General features: G+C 42.8%; 15 protein-coding genes. 6 read left to right on the forward strand and 9 right to left on the reverse strand.

Annotation, left to right across the window (positions count from 1 at the left end):
* Positions 1 to 46: 46 nt before the first annotated feature.
* The 3 genes from RM544_RS08645 to RM544_RS08655 all read right to left on the reverse strand — a co-directional run bounded on the left by RM544_RS08645 (position 47) and on the right by RM544_RS08655 (position 5073).
* Positions 47 to 628 (reverse strand): thymidine kinase, encoded by a 582-nt coding sequence (locus RM544_RS08645; protein ID WP_311361390.1) that lies wholly within the window; start codon positions 626 to 628, stop codon positions 47 to 49.
* 2 nt (positions 629 to 630) lie between these two features.
* The gene (locus RM544_RS08650; protein ID WP_311361391.1) at positions 631 to 2682 is read right to left on the reverse strand and encodes a putative bifunctional diguanylate cyclase/phosphodiesterase; all 2052 of its coding nucleotides are present in this window, start codon (positions 2680 to 2682) and stop codon (positions 631 to 633) included.
* Between the two features lie 126 nt (positions 2683 to 2808).
* Entirely contained in the window at positions 2809 to 5073 is a 2265-nt protein-coding gene (locus tag RM544_RS08655; protein ID WP_311361392.1) for an acyl-CoA dehydrogenase, read from the reverse strand.
* 217 nt (positions 5074 to 5290) lie between these two features.
* Here RM544_RS08655 and RM544_RS08660 point away from each other — a divergent pair, with 217 nt between their 5' ends.
* From RM544_RS08660 to RM544_RS08670, 3 genes are all read left to right on the forward strand, one after another.
* A complete protein-coding gene (locus tag RM544_RS08660) occupies positions 5291 to 5548 on the forward strand; it encodes a DUF3081 domain-containing protein (protein ID WP_311361393.1) in 258 nt (85 codons plus the stop codon).
* A gap of 84 nt (positions 5549 to 5632) precedes the next feature.
* Positions 5633 to 6589 (forward strand): LpxL/LpxP family Kdo(2)-lipid IV(A) lauroyl/palmitoleoyl acyltransferase, encoded by a 957-nt coding sequence (gene lpxL, locus RM544_RS08665; RefSeq protein ID WP_432264479.1) that lies wholly within the window; start codon positions 5633 to 5635, stop codon positions 6587 to 6589.
* A gap of 68 nt (positions 6590 to 6657) precedes the next feature.
* Positions 6658 to 7287, forward strand: coding sequence for a TcpQ domain-containing protein (locus RM544_RS08670; protein WP_311361394.1), 630 nt, complete (start codon positions 6658 to 6660; stop codon positions 7285 to 7287).
* 294 nt (positions 7288 to 7581) lie between these two features.
* Here the strand turns inward: RM544_RS08670 and glnE are convergent, their stop codons facing one another.
* Complete coding sequence (glnE, locus tag RM544_RS08675) at positions 7582 to 10632, reverse strand: bifunctional [glutamate--ammonia ligase]-adenylyl-L-tyrosine phosphorylase/[glutamate--ammonia-ligase] adenylyltransferase (RefSeq protein WP_311361395.1); 3051 nt, start codon at positions 10630 to 10632, stop codon at positions 7582 to 7584.
* 104 nt (positions 10633 to 10736) lie between these two features.
* Here glnE and RM544_RS08680 point away from each other — a divergent pair, with 104 nt between their 5' ends.
* The gene (locus RM544_RS08680) at positions 10737 to 11642 is read left to right on the forward strand and encodes a DUF350 domain-containing protein (RefSeq protein ID WP_311361396.1); all 906 of its coding nucleotides are present in this window, start codon (positions 10737 to 10739) and stop codon (positions 11640 to 11642) included.
* On the opposite strand, the gene RM544_RS08685 is transcribed toward RM544_RS08680, so the two are convergent.
* Positions 11639 to 11998 carry a GIY-YIG nuclease family protein gene (locus RM544_RS08685; RefSeq protein WP_311361397.1) on the reverse strand — a complete coding sequence of 120 codons (360 nt, stop codon included), beginning with the start codon at positions 11996 to 11998 and terminating at the stop codon, positions 11639 to 11641. The two genes, RM544_RS08680 and RM544_RS08685, sit on opposite strands and share 4 nt — an antisense overlap.
* A gap of 54 nt (positions 11999 to 12052) precedes the next feature.
* Here RM544_RS08685 and hldE point away from each other — a divergent pair, with 54 nt between their 5' ends.
* Both hldE and RM544_RS08695 read left to right on the forward strand, forming a co-directional pair.
* Positions 12053 to 13513 (forward strand): bifunctional D-glycero-beta-D-manno-heptose-7-phosphate kinase/D-glycero-beta-D-manno-heptose 1-phosphate adenylyltransferase HldE, encoded by a 1461-nt coding sequence (gene hldE / locus RM544_RS08690; protein WP_311361398.1) that lies wholly within the window; start codon positions 12053 to 12055, stop codon positions 13511 to 13513.
* A 40-nt stretch (positions 13514 to 13553) separates the two neighbouring features.
* Positions 13554 to 14600, forward strand: a complete 1047-nt coding sequence (locus RM544_RS08695) for an XrtA/PEP-CTERM system-associated ATPase (protein WP_311361399.1) — start codon at positions 13554 to 13556, stop codon at positions 14598 to 14600.
* 74 nt (positions 14601 to 14674) lie between these two features.
* On the opposite strand, the gene RM544_RS08700 is transcribed toward RM544_RS08695, so the two are convergent.
* Genes RM544_RS08700 through RM544_RS08715 form a run of 4 tightly spaced genes read right to left on the reverse strand, consistent with a single transcriptional unit; the run spans position 14675 to position 19545 of the window.
* A complete protein-coding gene (locus RM544_RS08700; protein ID WP_311361400.1) occupies positions 14675 to 16339 on the reverse strand; it encodes a TIGR03016 family PEP-CTERM system-associated outer membrane protein in 1665 nt (554 codons plus the stop codon).
* Positions 16340 to 16349: 10 nt separating this feature from the next.
* Positions 16350 to 17318 carry an XrtA-associated tyrosine autokinase gene (locus RM544_RS08705; RefSeq protein WP_311361401.1) on the reverse strand — a complete coding sequence of 323 codons (969 nt, stop codon included), beginning with the start codon at positions 17316 to 17318 and terminating at the stop codon, positions 16350 to 16352.
* Entirely contained in the window at positions 17315 to 18892 is a 1578-nt protein-coding gene (locus RM544_RS08710) for an XrtA system polysaccharide chain length determinant (protein WP_311361402.1), read from the reverse strand. Before RM544_RS08710 ends, RM544_RS08705 begins: the two co-directional genes overlap by 4 nt.
* A gap of 23 nt (positions 18893 to 18915) precedes the next feature.
* Entirely contained in the window at positions 18916 to 19545 is a 630-nt protein-coding gene (locus RM544_RS08715) for an XrtA/PEP-CTERM system exopolysaccharide export protein (protein ID WP_311361403.1), read from the reverse strand.
* Positions 19546 to 19684: the final 139 nt, after the last annotated feature.

Below are 19684 nucleotides of genomic sequence, written 5' to 3' on the forward strand. Positions count from 1 at the left end.
CGATAACATTGTATGCAATTGACTCTTCTGTAAGTGGCTAGATGGCTTAATTCAAAGACACCTTTTCCGTAAAGTGCTTTCTGCACAACGAAACATATTTCTCATTGCCACCGACATCAACCTGATCGCCTTCTGATATAGGCTTACCTTGATCATCTACGCGAGCAACAAAGTTAGCCTTGCGACCACAATGACACACGGTCTTTAATTCAGATAACTTGTCAGCCCATGCTAGTAAGTAATGACTTCCTTCAAAGGTCTGGCCTCTAAAGTCTGTGCGTAAACCATAGGCAAGTACTGGTACTTTTAAGGTATCGACAATTTGCAAACATTCAATAACCTGTTGTTTGGTGAGAAATTGGGCTTCGTCGATAAACAAACAGGATATTTTGTGTTGGGCGCATTCTGCTTGCATCGCAGCGAAAAGATCCGTTTCTGGTGTGAATAAATTGGCTGGAGACTCTAGGCCAATGCGCGAAGCTATTTTCCCTTGTCCATAGCGGTCATCTAGTGCCGCAGTGAACAGGGTGATGTTCATGCCGCGCTCTTTATAGTTATATGCTGATTGAAGTAAGGAAGTGGACTTTCCTGCATTCATTGCAGAATAGTAAAAGTAAAGTTGTGCCATGTTTAGTTGTTCTTATTATGATATTTATTCACCCAATCATCTAATTCACTATTAGGCATAGGGCGCGCTAAAAGATAACCTTGAATATACCGAATTCCGAGGTCTTTTAGTACCTCCAATTCTGTTTCGGTCTCAATTCCTTCTGCCACGGCACATGCTTCAAATTCATCAGCGATTAATTTCGTTGCAGAAATGATGGTCTTGTCTCGCTTACTCAGGTCTTGCAAGAAGCTTCGATCTATTTTGATAATATCAAACGACATGGTTTGTAATTGATTCAGGGAAGAAAATCCAGTACCGAAATCATCGATAGAAATGTGGATCCCTAGGTCAGCTATTTTCTTTAGTTGGCTTTGCGCAAGTTCACCATTTTCTAACATGACACTTTCAGTAATTTCTAAATGCAAGCGCTCGGCAGGCAGGCCACTGTTTCTTAACGCGTCGATAATAATCTGAATGAAGTTGGCATCGAGTAGTTGAATGGAGCTCACATTGACCGATACTGCAGGTTTGGTCGGATAAGCCCACTGCGCGGCATCTTCACAAGCTTTGTTAAGTACCCAGGCACCAATTTGATTAATGCGCCCAGATTTTTCAGCGATAGGAATAAACTCTGCGGGCGAAATAAACTGGTCCTTGTGTTGCCAGCGCAACAAGGCCTCAATTGCCCAGAGTGAATTAGTCTGCACATCAACGATTGGTTGATAAGCAAGGCTGAGCTCCTTGGTTGCCATGGCGTGCTTCAAGCCATCACGAATAATTTGGTCATGTTGAAACTCTTCAAACAGCGCGGGAGAGAATGCAATCGCATCGCCTTTGCCGAGATTTTTATGGCAATACATTGAAATATCGGCATATTGGATAAGTTGGTGAGGATCTTCGCTGTCGTGAGGAAACTTGGCGATGCCAATACTCGCGCCTAAGACAATGTTATTGGACGATATCTTGATGGTTTCAGCAATAGCGCGTTGAATATTAGTCGTGAGTGTATCGATCACGTTTTCACTGTCATAAGGCATGAAAAGCAAAAATTCATCTCCTCCCCAACGACATAACAGGTTATTCTGTGAATCATCTAGCTCAAGCAGAAACAGTTGCTCGTGCAGACGCATGCCAATCTCACTTAATACCGAGTCACCGGTTTTGTGACCAAAGCCATCATTCACATCTTTGAAACCATCAAGATCTATAAATAACAGGGCAAACTGTTGCTGCAAGCTCTCTGGGCGGCGCGTGACCGTTTTTAACTCGTGCAGAAAAGCGCTACGATTCATTAAATTCGTTAAGGGGTCTACGTTAGAAAGACGGTAGATTTCCTCGGTACGCTTGTTGACTTCAGATTCAAGAGAAAGATTGTATCTATCGAGTTGTTCATTCACTGTGATCAGTTGACTATTCACTCTCTCGACTTCCTTTTTCTCAAGGTCCATCAAGTCCAGCAGTGAGGTGTTTTTACTCTTTAAATCAAGAGCCTCGCTAACAAACTTGCCGGCTTGTTTCGAGGACATCATCATCACAGCCCAAAAGCTAAAACCTAAAAATGAAATATAGTGAAAATATTCGAACTCACTAAAGAAGCCCATGACGGCATACGGTAAAATCAAACTCGACATATATAAAACGGATAGGCGAGTAGATGCAGCTAGAATCGTAATCGCACCTCCGGCTAAGGCAGAGAGTATTATGGCGCTAACAGTAATTTCTATGCCGTCCATAGTGGGTACAAGCAAAAAGCTATAACTCGCCCAAATAGTGCTATTGACAAGAATACCTGTGCTTAAACGCCAAGTGACAGGTTTAGCTCTGAAGTTTGATTTTTTAAACTGTTGAGTCGTGTATACGTTGTCTATTATGCGCAAAAAATGAGAGCACACTAATAAACCAAAAATGAGGGTTTTAGTGCTTTGTTGTTCTGGCGTTTCAAAACCAAAGCATAAGACAGCCATGCACAACAAGGTAATCAATAAACCACCAGGTGCGTTGCCATACAATAATTGTAAGCGCGACTTTGTATCTTGCTCAGTCGAATTGAAAATATCAGTGTGTCGCATCATCTGTAAACGCTACCAAAAGTGAATAAGCTTGCTGGTATAAAAAAAGGCCAATACGTATACGTATCGGCCTTTTTCAGTTTTAGTTGATGCTTACATGCTATGCAGTATATAAGCTCAAATTATTGATTACGCTGCGTTTGCGGCTTCATCTTTTGTTCTACCGGCGCTAGGTCCGTCAGTTTCTTCGGCGCTTAATAAATCCATGTCAAAAGTGAATTCGTCAACGCGTACTGAAAGTTTACGCTTTTCGTTGTACTCAAGCAGCACTGTGCGCTCATCGGTTGTCAACTCACCCGCTTCCAACAACTTGTCAACAGCGTTTTCGAATGACACAAATGGTACAACTGGCGACTTACGAAGTGCTTTCTGTACTTTCGACAATAGCGGCATTGCAGCATGTTTCGCCTTGAATGCTTGCTCGTTAATGTCGTTGCCATCACCTGGCATTGTTTTCACTAAGTGAGTCAGTTGCGCTTTTATGCTGCTATCTTGCAACGATGCCATTGATAATTCACGAACCAAGTCGTCAGAAATACCGCTAACAGATGACGTATAGGTATTCGTCAACAATCTCATCAAACCGCGAGTAGGCGTGTTCGGGAAGTTGTTGATGAAATTAACAACAGCCGTTTCAGCTTGCTGTAGTGACCATTCCATTGCATAACGGAAGTAAGCTTCTGCTTGTGTACGGTCTTCAACACGCTGCTCATAGAAACGAATAGTTGCCATAGCGGCGTACAAGTAGCTCATTACGTCACCTAAGCGAGCAGACAATAGCTCAGCTTTTTTCAGGTCGCCACCAAGTACCAATAGTGATAAATCTGCTAATGGTGCTAGTTTTGCAGCAATCGCATTCACACGCTTCTCGTAAGGACGCACTATTGGGAAGTTAGATTCTTTCGAACGTAAGAATGGAAGGTAGCTATTTGCTAAACTTCTAAACGCATTCTTCACGCTGAACTTTACAGTCTTACCGAATACTTTATTGAATGCTGCATCCGCTGACTTATCGTCGCTGTGGATCAAATCAACCATTTCTTTCAAGTGTGGGTGACAACGCATTGCACCTTGACCGAAAATCATCAAGTTACGAGTCAGGATGTTTGCACCTTCAACCGTAATTGCAATCGGTAGCGCAGCATAGCCATTCGCTAATGTATTTTGTGGACCACGTTGAATTGCTTTACCTGCCTGAACATCCATCGCAGAGTTCAATACATCACGACCGAGTTCAGTCATGTGGTATTTTGCAATTGCAGTAACAACCGATGGTTTAACGCCTTCGCCCAAACCTTCAGTGGTCAACACGCGCATGGCTTCAAGTAGGAATGTTTTACCAGCAATGTCAGCTAGCTTTTCTTGAATACCTTCAAAACGACCAATTGGTACGCCAAATTGCTCACGTACAAATGAATATTCAGCCGTTGATTTAAATGCTGATTGAGCTGAAGCAACGCCCATAGCTGGTAAAGAAATACCGCGGCCAGCGCCTAAGCAGCTAACCAACATCTGCCAACCACGGCCAATGTTTTTCTCACCACCAATAATAAAGTCCATCGGAATGAAAACATCTTTACCACGGGTTGTACCATTATAGAATTTCACGCCCATTGGGTCGTGACGGTTACCTAACTCAACACCAGGGTGAGATTTTGGTAATAAGGCACAGGTGATCCCTAGCTCAAGTTTGTCACCCAGTAATTGTTCTGGATCGAATACTTTAAATGCCAAACCTAATACAGTGGCAATAGGTGCAAGCGTAATATAACGCTTATCCCAAGTAACGCTTAAGCCGACAACTTCCTTACCTTCCCACATGCCTTTCGTCACAATAGCAGCGTCAGGAATAGAGCCCGCATCTGAACCTGCTTCTGGGCTGGTTAGTGCAAAGCATGGAATATCTTGGCCAACCGCTAGCTTTGGTAGCCAGTAGTTTTGTTGATCTTCAGTACCGTAGTGCATCAATAGCTCACCTGGACCCAAAGAGTTTGGTACCATCACCGTTACGGCAATTGCACCACTTGTCGCAGCAATAGTCGCTACGATAGTTGAGTTTGCATATGGGCTAAATTCTAAACCACCGAATTTCTTCGGGATGATCATTGAAAAGAATTTATTTTTACCTAAGAAATCTAAGACTTCTTGAGGAATATGTTTGCTGTTATTCAGTTCGAACTCATCAACCATTGCTAATAGTTCTTGAACTGGACCGTCTAAAAACGCTTGCTCGTCTGCGCTCAATGTTGCTTGAGGAAGGCTGCGCAGGGCATGCATGTCAGGTTTGCCTTGATAAATAGACGACTCAATCCAAACGTCACCCGCATCAAGTGCTTCTTGCTCGGTAACTGAAATTGGAGGTAATACTTTCTTTAAATTTGTTCTTAAGCTCATTTTAACTTATCCGCTCATCTGACCAGTTGAATTATAGATACTACATGAAATTAAACAAAGATCAAAAATATTTGTCTAAAAAACATGCAGCCGAGCGTGAAAAGTACATGACAGATTGATCTTTAGGGTATTTATTCCCATAAGCCATTATAGCTAATTCGGGTTTTGTATAGTTAAATGAAGGAAAGACCCAAAACTAAACCGGAGTGCAGGTCACATGAAAAACAATTTAGACAGCAAGTTTCTTTTACAAGTGTTTGAGAAGGTGCGCCAGCATGGAGAAAATAAAGAGGGCGCTTACCACCTGAACGGAATTAAAGCCTTTACAGATTTTGATGGTTATACCGTCTATATGGAAGATGCCTTAGTGAAACTGAGTTTCGGCTTTCACAATCAATACCACTTTGATTACGATAATCAATCTCAATTCGATGCCTTCGAAAAAAAGTTACATAGCATTGATAAGGAATATTAAGACCAAGCTGCACAAGTTCGGGCTTTATTCGAATGACGCCGCAGGGTAGAATAATGACAGTATTTATCAATTTCCGAGATAGCTTTGTCATCTAGTAAAACCGACGACCTAAAAAAAATAAAAGCGGTAATGGCACCAAAGTTTACCTGGCGTTTTTTGCTACCAAAATATTGGCTGGTATGGATTGGCGCTGCCATTCTTTACATCATCACTTGGCTACCCTATCCACTGATTAAAATCTTAGGTCGGGGTGTAGGCAAATTAATAGCGAAGTTAGTACCGAAAAGAGTTGCCATTGCTCGTCGCAATCTCGAATTATGCTACCCACAGTGGAGCGAAGAAAAGCGAGAGGAAGTGCTAAAAGAGAATCTCTTTCGCACTGGTATGGCGCTATTCGAAACGGCAATGGGCTGGTGGTGGCCAACGTGGCGAGTACGTATGATTGGTAAAGTTGAAGGCTTAGATAAAGCCCTGAACGTCATCAAGTCGGGTCGTGGTGTGTTCGGTTTGGTGTTACATAACGTCAATTTAGAAATTTGCTGCCGCATTATTGGGCTTGCGCATCCGTGTGTAGCGTTTTATCGCAAGCACAACAATCCCTTGATTGACTACATGCAATACCATGGCCGCAATCGTTCTAACAAATACATGATAGACAAACGTAACGCTAAGGCCCTGATCAGAGCGCTTGATTCAGGTGAAATTTGTTTATATTTTCCAGATCAGGACTATGGAAAAGCGCAAAGTTTGTTTGTGCCGTTTGGTGGTGTTGAGCAAACTGCAACAACCACCGGTACCTTAATGTTTGCTAATCGCGCTGATTGCACACCTATGTTTATAACACCGCAATACAGCGACAAAGGCTATTTAGTTAAAATAGGTGAACCTATCGACTATCTTGCCGATAACGATCCTACTGATGCATTAACAGCATTAAACGAAGACGTGCTTGCGCTAGTTAATGAACAGCCGGATAGTTACTTGTGGATGCACAAGCGTTTCAAAACGCGTCCTGATGAGCAGCCAAACTCTCTTTATTGAGTCCATTTTACTGGTTGCCCCAATCTCGGATAGTTTGACCAGAAGTTGCGTGAACTAGGAGAAATAGAATGGCCGATAAAAATGCTGCTATGTTTTGGATTAAACACTTAATCCTTGCGGCCGTGGTAATTGCGGCAGCCATTTTTGTGCTTCGCTATAATCCTGAAACTAGCGATCAATCAATTCAAAGCTCTGGCCAAGATAGCGAAGAGCGCTCGAGCATTGCCGAGAATGTGACGAGCTTTTATCAAGAGTTTAGAATGACTTCTCGAGATCCAATTAAAGAACAATACGGTGATTTCGTACTACCCCTAGAAATGCCTAAAGAAACCCAAACAGAGCAACTCGTCGCGATTAATTCTGTAGAACGTCCGCCTGAAGCTTCTTGGGAAGGTGAGTTCAAATTTCGCTCTTTTGCCAAAGGCACGACCATTCGAGTTGAGGCTATGAAGTATGCTGAACAAGAAGGTATGCAATTGATTTGGGACCTCAACCAAGATTTCATTATTCGTCAGCGCTTTCTAACCGAGAGTACACTGCTGGGTTCTTTGCAAGAAATTTCTGGCGCCATAGACGCTAACTTTATTCCTAAAGTTGATATCTACTTTTGTAATAAAAAACGCGCCATTGTGATCACTGATGAAGCCGGTAGCTATGTGCTAGAAAACTGCACTAAATCGGGTTTTGGTGCCTATTAGCATTATCCTGTAAATACTGTCATTCCCGAGTAGTCGGGAACCTAGATCTCCACCTTCGTGGAGATGACGAGTGAGAGTGGAGATGACGAGTGAGAGTGGAGATGACGAATACACTAAACACCGTCATTCCCGAGTCGTCGGGAACCTAGATCTCCACCTTCGTGGAGATGACGAGTGAGAGTGGAGATGACGAGTGAGAGTGGAGATGACGAGTGAGAGTGGAGATGACGAATAAAGTAAACACTGTCATTCCCGTTCAATTCGTCATTCCCGAGTAGTCGGGAATCTCGCTTCTCAGCCAGTAAAGGTCTGTTCAAACGTCCGTTTTACCAAGGCCATCAGGGCGCTCATTTCTTCGCTGTGCACAATATCCTTATTGGTTAGGTTATGGCGATGAACTTGACTGCGAATATATAGATAAGCTTTCTGCAGGCCCTGCGCTAGCTCCTCATCTATCACTTGATGTGCGGCCAGTTCATCTAAGATCCGTAAGTTATCCGTCCATTTTGATAGTACAGGCACCGTTCGTGTGTTTGCTAAAACCCAAAATTGAGTTAAAAACTCTAAATCGGCAATGCCACCGGAGGTTTGTTTCAGGTCGATTTTATAGTCGTTGGTTTTATCAAGGTGAGTACGCATTTTCTCACGCATATCAGCGACTTCTTTTCTCAATACTGCCTGTTCTCTTGGCCTTGCTAGCACTTGATGTCTAAGCTTGGTAAATTTATTGCCAAGCTCTTCGTTGCCATAAATATAACGAGCACGCACCAGAGCTTGATGCTCCCATGTCCATGCCTCGTTTTCTTGATACTGCTGGTATGTATCGATATGGCTAATCAGTAGCCCCGAGTTTCCAGAGGGACGAAGGCGTAAGTCAATTTCATACAACTCATCCAGATAGGTTTTCACGGTAAATATGTGTGATACGCGTTGCACTAGCTTCACGAAAAACTCACTGCAAGAAATGGATTTTTTACCATTGGTAGAAAGTGATAAATCGATGTCATGAATAAACACAATATCCAAATCAGAACCATAGCCTAATTCCAAGCCGCCCAACTTACCGTAGGCGATAACCCCTAAGCCTTTGTTTTGTGCACTCGTGCCTTCAAGCACGCCATATTTCTCACATACTTGGTGCCATGCTAAATCAATGACATGATGCAAGATCACTTCTGCCAACACGCTTAGTTTGTCACTTACTTTGTTAATCGGTAAGGTGCCGCTAATATCAGCTGCAGCAATGCGCAACTGTTGAGTCAATTTAAAATAGCGCAAACTGTCCATTTGCCCCTCGATATCCTCAGGCTCAATGCGCAGCATTTGAAGTCGCAGTTCAGATTGGTAGTCGTCTCTCCATTGACGAATATCATCGTCGTCGGTCTGCAAATAAGCGGGATGCAGCAATTCGTCTAATAGGAGTGGAAAGCGTTTAATTTGCTCAGCAACCCAAGTGCTGGTGGCCGACAATGTGTATAAACGTTGGCGAACAGCTGGGTTCTCAAGTAGTAGATCTAAGTATGCTGTGCGTCCAAGTATCGTAAGCAAGATCCCAAATATTGCTTTGCTAAGGGCTTCTAAACCCTTTGCGGTTTTTTGCTCTGCGGCATGTTCAGTAAATTCAATTAGCTCTTGCAGTACTAGCGGGATAAGTTTGTTGAGCGTATTGTGACCGCGCTGACCAATGCGGTGTTTAGTACTTTTATGTTTAAAATCTAATAGCAAATCTGTCAGATTTTCAGTGGCCCTTGCATGTTCGCTTGCATCAGCACACTCTAATGCAGAATGGAGTATGACGAATATTTCTTCTTTATCGAGATCAAGTTGCCAAAGGTCCTCAAAACCTTGCCCATTTTCGCTAGATGTGACGGCGGTAATATCTCCTTCACTGGACGCACCCGCTTCATTACTATCTTCTATCAGTGCTGAGAAATGTTGATGTATACGATTAGTATGCTGCAGTATCGTTTGCATATACGCTTCAACACTCTCTTCTGACAGCAGCGCGCACAGACGGCTTTGCTTTATTTTATCGTCAGGTAGCGTTTGTGTTTGTTCATCATTAAATGCTTGTAAGTAATGTTCAACTTGTCGCAAGAATAGGTAGCTTGAGCGAAGCTCTTCTGCAATCTCTGGGTGCAGGAACTCGTGTTTTTGCAACATTTCAAATGATGACAAGATGGATCGAGTTTGACATTCTGTGACTTTGCCAGCATGGATCATTTGTAAGGATTGAATATAAAACTCAACCTCTCGGATCCCACCACGACCTAATTTAATATTGTTTTGTAAGTTCCGCCTTGCCAATTCATTTGAGATAAGCTGCTTCATCGCTCGCAACGATTCGACCGTGGTAAAATCGAGGTACTTGCGATACACAAAGGGACGAATGATGTTCTGTAGTTCACAGACCGCAGCACTGTCAGAATTTAGCACCCGTGCTTTTTGCATGGCAAAGCGTTCCCACTCGCGGCCTTGCTCTAGGTAATAAGCTTCAAATGCACCCATGGAAACAACCAGAGGGCCACTGTCACCTAACGGACGCAAACGCATGTCTACCCGGTAGGCTTGACCGTCTATTGTCGTCTGGTGAAGCGCGGCAATGAGCTTTTGGGCGAGTTTTGTAAAAAACTGGCTGTGCTCTATTGGTTTGCGAGGGTGTTGAGTTTCACCGGCTTGCGGGTAAACAAAAATAAGGTCGATATCAGAGGAGAAATTAAGTTCACGACCGCCGAGCTTCCCCATGCCAAGAATTAAGAGTTTCTGTGCTTCAGGCGGGCTAACTTCGCCATTCCCGTTTTCACTAATGTAGGGCTCTGGTGCTCCATAACGTTGACACGCTTTTGCATATAACCAGTCATTGGTTTGCGTAATCAACACATCTGCTAATTCAGATACCGCTAGCAGAGACTCTTTTATGTCAGCCTGATAAAGCATATCTCGCCACGCAATTTCGAGCATACACAAGTGACGAAAACGACGAATGTTGGCATGTAATTCTAGCTCGGTATCAGTCGCGGCAAGCAGGTCTGAAAAGGCTTGCTGATAATGTAAAAACTGATGCTCTGGTTGACGACAAAGCTCATCTACGCATTCAATAAATTCAACAGGATATTGAGTCGCAATATGAGAAATGAAATCACTTAGGCTGAATGCAGCAATCATTTGTTTTGAATGTTGTTGAAGAAGTTGCTCAATCGCGGCTTTTTTCTCCTCACTGAAAGCACTGGTAACGCGGGTAAGTTGACTACGAAAACCTTCAAAGTTAGCTTCGCCTAATACGCTTAATTCATTTGGTAGAGATACCGATACGTTGCTTTGATGTGCTTGCTTATTGTCTAACATAGTTTTGCGATCTGTCCCCGCTGGATTTGATGGCTGTTAAATAAGTCTATTTGGCTTATTATGGTATAGTTTTCAAGTAAATGGATAGTAGGGATCCTATAAATATGGAACAACTGGTTAAATTAGTGCCTTTGTCGTCTGACATATTGATTTATTTGGCTATTGATATTTCTATTGCGGTGCTGCTTTTGTTTGCTATACGCTCATTGTCAGGCATGTTTACTAAAATTAGCGTCCGCCAAGAGTTAGGTGAAAAAGATAACTTCGCGTTTGGGATCAGTATGGCGGGTAGAATGTTATCACTCACTATCGTTCTATCAGCGGTAGTTGGCCGACACACATACTTGGGTTTTGAAGGTGCAGCTTTAGGTATGTTGTTATTTGGAACGATAGGTATTCTGCTGGTCAAATTTGGTCGCTTTGCTCACGATAAGGTGGTGTTAAACCGTTTAGATAAAGACCAGATGATCTCTGAGAAAAATGTCTCTGTTGCTTTAGTTGACGCTAGCAGTGCGGTAGCCAGTGCGATAATTATCAAAAGTATCATTGATTGGGCTGACGGTGCAGATGCCAATACACTGATTGCTATTTTGTCTGGGTCGATGGTAGTGCTGGCAATACTGTTGCTCACAACCCGCGTATATGAGCAACGCTATGCTAGAAACAATCAGAATAACAGCTTTCAGAAAACCCTATGCAAAGGCCAAATAGCTTTGGCGATTCAACATTCTGGTACCTTAATCGGGACGGCAATTGTCGTGTCTTCTGCGGGCTCGGTGATTGAGTACACACCAGACGCCTACGTTAGCAATATCACTGGATGGTTTATTGTGGGTACTGGCTTTTCTTTACTGCTGATTGTTTTAAGCAGTATTGCGAAACATATCGTGCTTAGCGGTGTGAATTGGAAAACGGAAGTCGATCTGCAACACAATGTGGGCATTGCGAGTATTGAATTTGTACTGAGTATTGGCCTAGCGATGCTTATTAATGGCTTGTTTGCGAGTTAACTAGACAGCTTGTTTTCAACCTCTTTCTGAATTGCATTAACATCAAGTATCTGAATGACTGAGGGCACTGTTTTTTGCTGCATGATGATAGCGTCTTTAGTCTTTCGAGTTTGTTTCTTTAACCAAATTTCAGCTTTTAGCGCATCGGAATGCGTTTCTAGCTGCGCACAAAACATCAATCGAAGTGGCCCTTTTCCTTTCAAGGCTCTAGCACACTTAGGTCCGTTACTGGCATGCTCGAGGAAACGTCGTTTAGGATCGACAGAAATTCCCGCATAGAGCTGGTTGAGTTTGTTTTTAACCAAGTAAATAAACCAAGGTTTATCAGACTTTTGGTGATTCGTAACATCATTCATTGCTATACTCTCAGACATTCTCTAATAAATAGCAATTCATAAGAACCACACGCCATGCAAATACCTGATTTTAGTCAAGCAAACATTCTTATTATTGGTGACGTTATGCTCGACCGATATTGGACCGGGCCAACGGCTCGTATCTCTCCAGAAGCCCCAGTACCTGTGGTCAGAGTGGATGATATAGAAGACCGCCCAGGTGGTGCTGCGAATGTGGCAATTAATGCCGCAACGCTAGGTGCCAAAGTCACTTTGATGGGCATGACGGGTGAAGATGAAGCCGCACAAATTCTGAGCGATAGATTGGCTGCTATGAACGTGCATTGTTCATTCTCAAAAGTGGCAGGCCAAGACACTATCACGAAGCTGAGAGTCATGAGTCGTAACCAGCAGTTACTGCGTTTAGATTTTGAAAAGAGCTTTGCTAAAGACGATAAGTCGGATTTGCTCGCGCAGTTTGAGAGTGAAGTCCAAAAAGTCGATCTGGTGGTGTTATCTGACTACAATAAAGGCTGTTTATCGGACCCTCAAGCGCTTATTCAAATTGCCAATAAGTATCACAAGCCGATTGTCGTTGACCCTAAAGGTAGTGACTTTGCGAAGTATCGCGGCGCGACCATTATCACACCCAATATGAGCGAATTCGAAGGCGAAATGGGTGAAGTTGAGAGCGAAGGCGACTTATTAAGTAAAGTACAAGCCTTGCAGAACAAGTGTGAATTAGATGCTGTGTTGGTCACTCGTTCCGAAAAAGGCATGTCACTGTTCTACAAGGAAGAAGTGACGGATAAGAAAGCAGACCCAAGCGAACTCAGCGCCTATCATTTGCCTGCACACGCAAAAGAAGTGTATGACGTGACAGGTGCCGGCGACACGGTAATTTCGATGCTAGCGTGTGGTATGTCGGTTGGCTTGAGTTTACCGGTCGCTTGCCAATTCGCCAATCATGCTGCCAGTGTGGTGGTGGGTAAATTAGGCACGTCTACAGTGACCAACACTGAGCTAGCTTTAGCAGTGAATGCACAAGCGCATCAAGATGGTGGCATTGTTAATGCTGAGCAACTGAAATTAGTGGTTAAACAAGCTCAAGCGAGAGGTGAAAAGGTGGTGATGACCAATGGCTGCTTTGATATTTTGCATTCAGGGCACGTTGCCTACTTGAGTGAAGCTGCGCGATTAGGTGACCGACTCATTGTCGCAGTAAATACCGATGAATCAGTTCGTAAGTTGAAAGGTGAGGGCAGACCCATCAATAACGCACAGCGACGCATGGCCGTGCTTGCGGGTTTGAGTGCAGTGGATTGGGTTTTGCCATTCAGTGAAGATACACCACAAGCTTTAATTGCCGATATTTTACCTGATATACTGGTGAAAGGCGGGGATTATCAGATACATGAGATAGCAGGCGGCAAAGAAGTAATGGACAATGGCGGTGAGGTACGAGTCCTCCTTTTTGAGGAAGGTGTGTCTACGACAGGAATTATCTCTCAAATTGTGAATGCTGACGCAAAATAGTGTATATTACGACCAGTTTTAAAAGGACAGATAACTAATCATGTACGAAAGTTACTACGGACTCAATTCCAAACCATTCCAGCTGACGCCCGATCCAGCTTTTTTCTATGCGAGTAAACTGCATAAAAGAGCGATGTCTTATTTACAATATGGTCTTTCTCAAAAAGAAGGCTTTATTGTTATCACAGGCGGTATCGGCACAGGCAAAACAACTATTGCAAACAGTCTTCTGGATAATATGAAAGAAGATATTTTTGCAGCACAAATTGTGACGCCTAAACTCACCCCAGATGAATTGGTGAAGTTAGTCGCGGCGAAGTTTGAGCTAGATGTTGAAAATAAATCTAAAACACAGATTTTGGAATTGCTTGAACGCTTTTTAAATCAGTTGTCTGAGCAAGGTAAACGAGCATTATTGTTAGTTGATGAAGCACAAAACTTGCCTCTGGAAACGATTGAAGAGCTCCGTATGTTGTCGAATTTCCAGAAAAGTGGCCGTCCTTTGCTACAAAGTTTCCTACTTGGGCAAGACGAACTGCAGCCTATACTTCGCGCTCCCAACATGGAGCAGTTTCGCCAACGTATTGTAGCGTCGTGTCATTTAGCACCGCTTAATGCTGAAGAAGCCATAGAATACATTGAGTTTCGTTTAAACCACGCAGGCTATAAAGGTGAGGCATTATTCACCGATGAAGCTTACGAAGCGATTCACGAGTTTTCGTTGGGTGTTCCACGTAGAATGAACACCCTAATGGATCGTATTTTACTGTACGGATTCTTGGAAGAAGTTGAAAGCTTCACTTTAGAGCATGTTGAGTCAGTGATTGAAGAAGTTCGTTCAGAAATGTACGTGCCTGACCACCGTGCGCTGCGTCGAACTGATGCCAGTAATTACAACGAAGACCAAGCGCGTTTCACTGCAAACGGTACTGAAATTCACGAACCGCAATATTACCGCGACATGCTTCATGAATTGGTTGACGCTTTAGACGATGCGTTAAAGCATAAGATAAAATTGACGCAGTATATTGATAAGCTACTTAAGAGAAAGTATCAGGCCTACGTTAGATTGAAGTCTGACGATTAGATAGGATTTAGCCAAGTTGGTTTTGGCTATGTCGTTTTAGCCTGAGGGAACGGGTGAGCTAGCTGATTGGTTAGTTATTTATTCAGTGTGTATTTCAAATTGAGTGATATACGGCGGTCTTGGAGATCGCCGGTTAGGCCTGTCGCTGTTCCGCCAACAACTCTACCTTCTGTTGTTCTATCTAAATAAGAAAAATCTAGGGATAAGTCAAAATAACGGCCTAACTTTCTGGTTAAGCTTAGCTCACTGCTATATACATCCGAACTTCCACTATCACCCTCTAAGATATCATCAGTAAACGCGGCATCAGTAGTCCATCTTATATTCGTTTTCTGACCTATATTGAATGAAACGGATGTACTTGCTGAATAGGTTCGTGAGAGTCTATCGGACTCTAAATATTCATTGGTTGAATAGCGTCCACTTAAGGAAACACTAGTTCTGCGCTGTTGTGTACCTACTTGCCAAGATAGACCTTTTCTCAGTATTAACTCATCATTAATTTCAGAGTTTTGATCAGAAAATTGAACAAATGTTTCATTGGGTGCTAGTTGATAATTTAGAGAGCTAGGTTGGAAGCAGGAGGCCAAATCATTTATGCCATCAGCACAAACAAAAACACCTAAATTATTCGGGTCAGCGATCAACTGTGAAAAACTGGTGACCTCTTCGGTGTATTGAATTTGAGTGCGAAACCGTTTGATTCTATGTTGAAAAGAGAAACTACCACTTTCACCGAAGAATCGTCTGGAGTAGTCTGCACTTACTTGAGTTCTTGGATTGAAAGCCCAGTTAATATCGACGCCAATATAACCATTGTTATCTTCATCGACTTCAACCGACTCATTGTCAGCTCTATTCCAAGTCAATGCGATAGCTTTATTATCAGACTCTCGCCAAATAATACCTGCACCAATAGAGTTAAAATCGCGCAATAAGCTAAAGGCTTCACTTTCTGAGGCAACTTGATTAGCCTCGTGTGTACCCGTCACAATGACACCAATATTTCCTTTTACACGATAGGACAGGGCGACATCCGCGAGTCTATTCGTGTAGTCACCTTGTTCTTCACGATCAGTAATGGCAAAAGAAGTATTCAGTTGAGCGCTTAAGCGTTCGAAATTTTCACCAGTGAAGGTGCTCGTATTGATAGAGATTACGTTGCTATTTAGCTGACCAGGTGCACCTTCCCTTTGCTCACTTTCAGTGGAAGAATAGTTCACCTGTGTGCGGTGCCCAAAGTAATCACCTTTGGGAAGGTCTAAATTAAGGCCGAATCTATTCGAGCGTGTTTTGGAAAGGTTGTTAGCATTAAGTAAAAAGTTATCTACTAAAAAGCCACCGCTGCTCACAGTTTGATAATTTAATGCACCACTGGCATTGAAATTGAGCAGATTGTCAATAAGCTCAACGCCGGCGCGATAACTATAATTTGTGTAGTTATCAGTGGTTGATAGTTCGTCTAAATCACGTCTAACGTGGCTGTGAGTAGCAGTCCAGTTAAAGTTACCGCGTCTAGTCTCATAATTTACCGACAGACGAGGCTTAACGATGTAGTTAGTGGAATTAATTCTTTCTTGTAGTTCTTCAGAGAAAACATCTTGGAAAATCGCTTCTGAGTCAACACCAATCGTATATTTCAACTCATTGGCAAAGCTTATAGAAGAATAGCCAGCACCAAGTACAATAGCGATTATTGCTTTCGCGATACAGGTTTTCTTCCTTGAATAATAAGTCATTAATTAAGCTCTAATTATCCTGACTAGACTTTTTTTCAACATCGGCTTCAACTGACGACTGTTGAGCTGTGTCCTCTTCTTCTCTATCAGCACCATAATAACTGTAACCATAGTAGCCGTTAGTATCTGAAGTATTAACTGATTTATTTACTACAAAACCGATAGCCATGTCTGGGTTTAGTCTTTCAACTGCCTTCTGAATATCAGACATTTTTGAGCGGCCTTCTTCTACTACGACAACTGCTTGCCCAGCAAAATTAGCCAAAACGGCCGATTCATTGATACCGATGAGTGGTGGCGTATCAATGATGACAATTCGATCTGGATACCGCGTGGAAAACTCATTAATGAGATTATTCATTGCTTCACTGGCAAGTAGTTCGGTTGATAGGTGATGTGAGCGGCCTGCAGGAATAATGCGAAGCTTATTGACATTCGTCCTAAACATTACCTCACCAATTTCGTAGACATCACCTAATAAATATTCCATTAACCCAGAGCGCTCTTTTAAGCCTAAGGTACGAAGCGTATTAGGTTTCAGTACATCTGCATCAACTAATAAAACTCGCTTATCTTGCTCAGTCGCGATGCTCATCGCTAAGTTTACTGCTGTAAAGGTTTTACCTTCACTAGGACGCGCACTTGTTACCATAATAATGTTTGAATTGTTTAGAGTGCTCGAGAGAGCGCCGAATGCATTGGCAAGTAGCTTCCTTTTTATCTCGCGATACTCCTCATTTATGTGGCTGCGCTCACTGTTAGTTGAGACGAATCCTTTTTTTTGTAAAGCTTCTAGATCAATGTCGAAATGCTTTTCGGTATATTGAGGTGGCTTATCTGGCTGTTGTGATACGCTTCGACGTATGCGACGGCCATTTTCATCAAAGTCAGGTTTCGCAGGATTGGCCGCAGCAGCTTCTCGTTGCGCTCTCTCAACTTCCTGCTGTCTCAATAAAGCTTTTTCTATTGTGTTATTCATATCGGCAACCTACTTAACAAATCTATATTCAGAATATCAAGCAATACGAAGCCACCATAAATTGCAATAAGTGCTCCGGAGGACAAAGCGAAAACAGCTATTCTGAATTTGTTTCTGCGTTTAATTTTGACAATATCCAAGTGAGATACAGCCCCCCAAATAGGGAAGCCAGTGAGATCTTGGAGTTGCTTACCTCGAACTAATACAGGTGATAACATGCTGGTTAAGAAAGCTACGCCAACGCCCACACCGAAGCCTATTATTAGCACTGCAGTGTAAAATAGAATTCGCTTGGGGCCAGTTGGCTTATCCGGAACGAGTGGTGGGCGGATAATACGGAACTGGAAGTCATCGGAGGAACGGTCAGCGCTTTCTGTTAAGTTTGAAGCTTCACGGCGTGAAAGTAACTCTTCGTATTGTGCCTTTAGTATTCCATAATCACGATTAAGTGCCGTTTGTTCTGCTTCCACTTGAGGAACTAAGTCAATTTTTGACTGTAGTTCCTCTATTTTACTAGCGGTATCGTTTTCGCGCACTTGTAAAGACGCTACCTGACCTTCCAAACGAGTAATTTCTAGTCGAAGTTGGCGATCAGACTCTGTCAACAGACTGAAAGACTCATCGTCTGCTTCTTGAGACTTATAAACCTGAATTTCACGCTCTCTTGCTTCTTGAAGGGCCTCAAGTAAGTTGGTTGATTCCACTACATCGGGATGCTGCTCTGTAAAGCGCAGTTTTAATTCATCTAAACGCGCTTCCAAAGCAATGATTCGGTCATCGTAGCGGGTTTTCAAAATCTGTTCACTTTCGTTTCTCACACCTAAGCCGTCAGATGCTTGTTTCGCTTTACGGGTCTGGCTTTTCATCGACTCGATTTGTTTGCTGGTCTCTTTCATTGTCAAGCGCGTATCTTCTAATTGCTGGCGCAAGGCTTGAAGATTACCGTGAAACGTACCTGAACCAGGCAATATATCGCTGTATTGACGCTGGAAGTCGGCTAAGCGCTGCTCACTTTCTGCAAGTCTTGATTCGTATTCGGCTATTTGGTCATCTAAAAAGCGAGAGGTTGTTTGGGAGTCAGAACGGTTGCTACCTAATGTGCCTTCAACAAACAAATCAAGAGTTTCTTGAACCACCGTTCTTGCTAATTCCGGGCTTTCGTTACTGTAGACAATAGTATAGATATCTTCGTTTCTTGTTGCCTTTAAATTAATCTCATCTGTTAGTGTATTAATTAATTGATTATATTCAGCATCGGTTCTAGTAGTGACATCCAAATCTGCGGCGCGCGCTATTTTCTCAATGTTGGCTCTGCTTTTCAAAGTTTTCGCCATCATGGCAACTTCCTGGTCAGGGTTTGAGCCCATGACCATGCCAGCAAGAGAAGATTGGAGTACTGAGCGTGTATCTACAAAAACTTGTGCGTCAGATTCGTATTGATTAGGCAGGCTGCTTACATAAAGAAAGCCTACTGGGCAAATTAGCCATGAAAAAATAATGACAAATCGTTTCTTTATCCAAATCCCTCGGATAAAGTCTAATGCCATTTGAATGGATTGTTCTAAATCTTGCATGTAAGCGTTTCTCTAAGTGTAGTCTAAAACCAAGCTTCAGGAATAATGACAATGTCTCCAGGGAGCATGTCGACATTTTCCGTAATGTCGCCGTCTTTAATCAGATCTTCGATGTTTAATTCGAAAGTCGTTTGTTTGCCATCAATCACACGCACTAGCTTAGCATTATTGCCACTTGCAAATTCAGTTAACCCACCGACCGAAATCATTAGGTCGAGTAGTGTCATATTTTGAGTGTAATTCACTGCGCTTGGGTTAGTGGCCTCACCGATTACTCGGACTTGCTCGCTAAACGGCCCGTTGAAACGACCCACACTCACAGTTACTCGAGGATTATTTATATAGGTTGCTAGCTGCTCTTCCAGTTGTCGGGCAAGCATGGTGGGTGTTCTACCTGCAACCTCAATATCTTCCACTAAGGAAGTTGTTACCTTACCGTCGGGGCGAACAACGAAGTTGCCTGATATCTCAGGGTTCCGCCACACGAAAATGGTTAAGTTATCACCAGGGCCAATAAGGTACTGGTAGTCGTTCACGTTCGTGGTTAACGAAGCTCTGGTTGTTGCCTCGGGCAACGTATTCACACTACAGCCAGTGATTATAAATGTGGCGATAAGCAAAGCTGATGTGCCTAATTGTCGCGCTTTCATCATCCCTAAATTTCCTTCGCAGAAGTTAGCTATTGTCTGTTTATGATTGCTTTTTATTTTGTGCATATATTAACCCTCAATGAGTAAAATTCGCACTAAAAATTTACTATAAACAGTAATCAGTCATTTACCCGAGCGATAA

The organism is Brumicola blandensis, assembly GCF_031846165.1.
Taxonomy (GTDB): Bacteria; Pseudomonadota; Gammaproteobacteria; order Enterobacterales; family Alteromonadaceae; genus Glaciecola; species Glaciecola blandensis.

Excerpts from the sequence above, each read along its gene's own strand:
- RM544_RS08645 (WP_311361390.1), bottom strand. The coding sequence starts at position 628 with ATGGCACAACTTTACTTTTACTATTCTGCAATGAATGCAGGAAAGTCC.
- RM544_RS08650 (WP_311361391.1), bottom strand. The coding sequence starts at position 2,682 with ATGATGCGACACACTGATATTTTCAATTCGACTGAGCAAGATACAAAG.
- RM544_RS08655 (WP_311361392.1), bottom strand. The coding sequence starts at position 5,073 with ATGAGCTTAAGAACAAATTTAAAGAAAGTATTACCTCCAATTTCAGTT.
- RM544_RS08660 (WP_311361393.1), top strand. The coding sequence starts at position 5,291 with ATGAAAAACAATTTAGACAGCAAGTTTCTTTTACAAGTGTTTGAGAAG.
- RM544_RS08670 (WP_311361394.1), top strand. The coding sequence starts at position 6,658 with ATGGCCGATAAAAATGCTGCTATGTTTTGGATTAAACACTTAATCCTT.
- glnE (WP_311361395.1), bottom strand. The coding sequence starts at position 10,632 with ATGTTAGACAATAAGCAAGCACATCAAAGCAACGTATCGGTATCTCTA.
- RM544_RS08680 (WP_311361396.1), top strand. The coding sequence starts at position 10,737 with ATGGAACAACTGGTTAAATTAGTGCCTTTGTCGTCTGACATATTGATT.
- RM544_RS08685 (WP_311361397.1), bottom strand. The coding sequence starts at position 11,998 with ATGAATGATGTTACGAATCACCAAAAGTCTGATAAACCTTGGTTTATT.
- hldE (WP_311361398.1), top strand. The coding sequence starts at position 12,053 with ATGCAAATACCTGATTTTAGTCAAGCAAACATTCTTATTATTGGTGAC.
- RM544_RS08695 (WP_311361399.1), top strand. The coding sequence starts at position 13,554 with ATGTACGAAAGTTACTACGGACTCAATTCCAAACCATTCCAGCTGACG.
- RM544_RS08700 (WP_311361400.1), bottom strand. The coding sequence starts at position 16,339 with ATGACTTATTATTCAAGGAAGAAAACCTGTATCGCGAAAGCAATAATC.
- RM544_RS08705 (WP_311361401.1), bottom strand. The coding sequence starts at position 17,318 with ATGAATAACACAATAGAAAAAGCTTTATTGAGACAGCAGGAAGTTGAG.
- RM544_RS08710 (WP_311361402.1), bottom strand. The coding sequence starts at position 18,892 with ATGCAAGATTTAGAACAATCCATTCAAATGGCATTAGACTTTATCCGA.
- RM544_RS08715 (WP_311361403.1), bottom strand. The coding sequence starts at position 19,545 with ATGATGAAAGCGCGACAATTAGGCACATCAGCTTTGCTTATCGCCACA.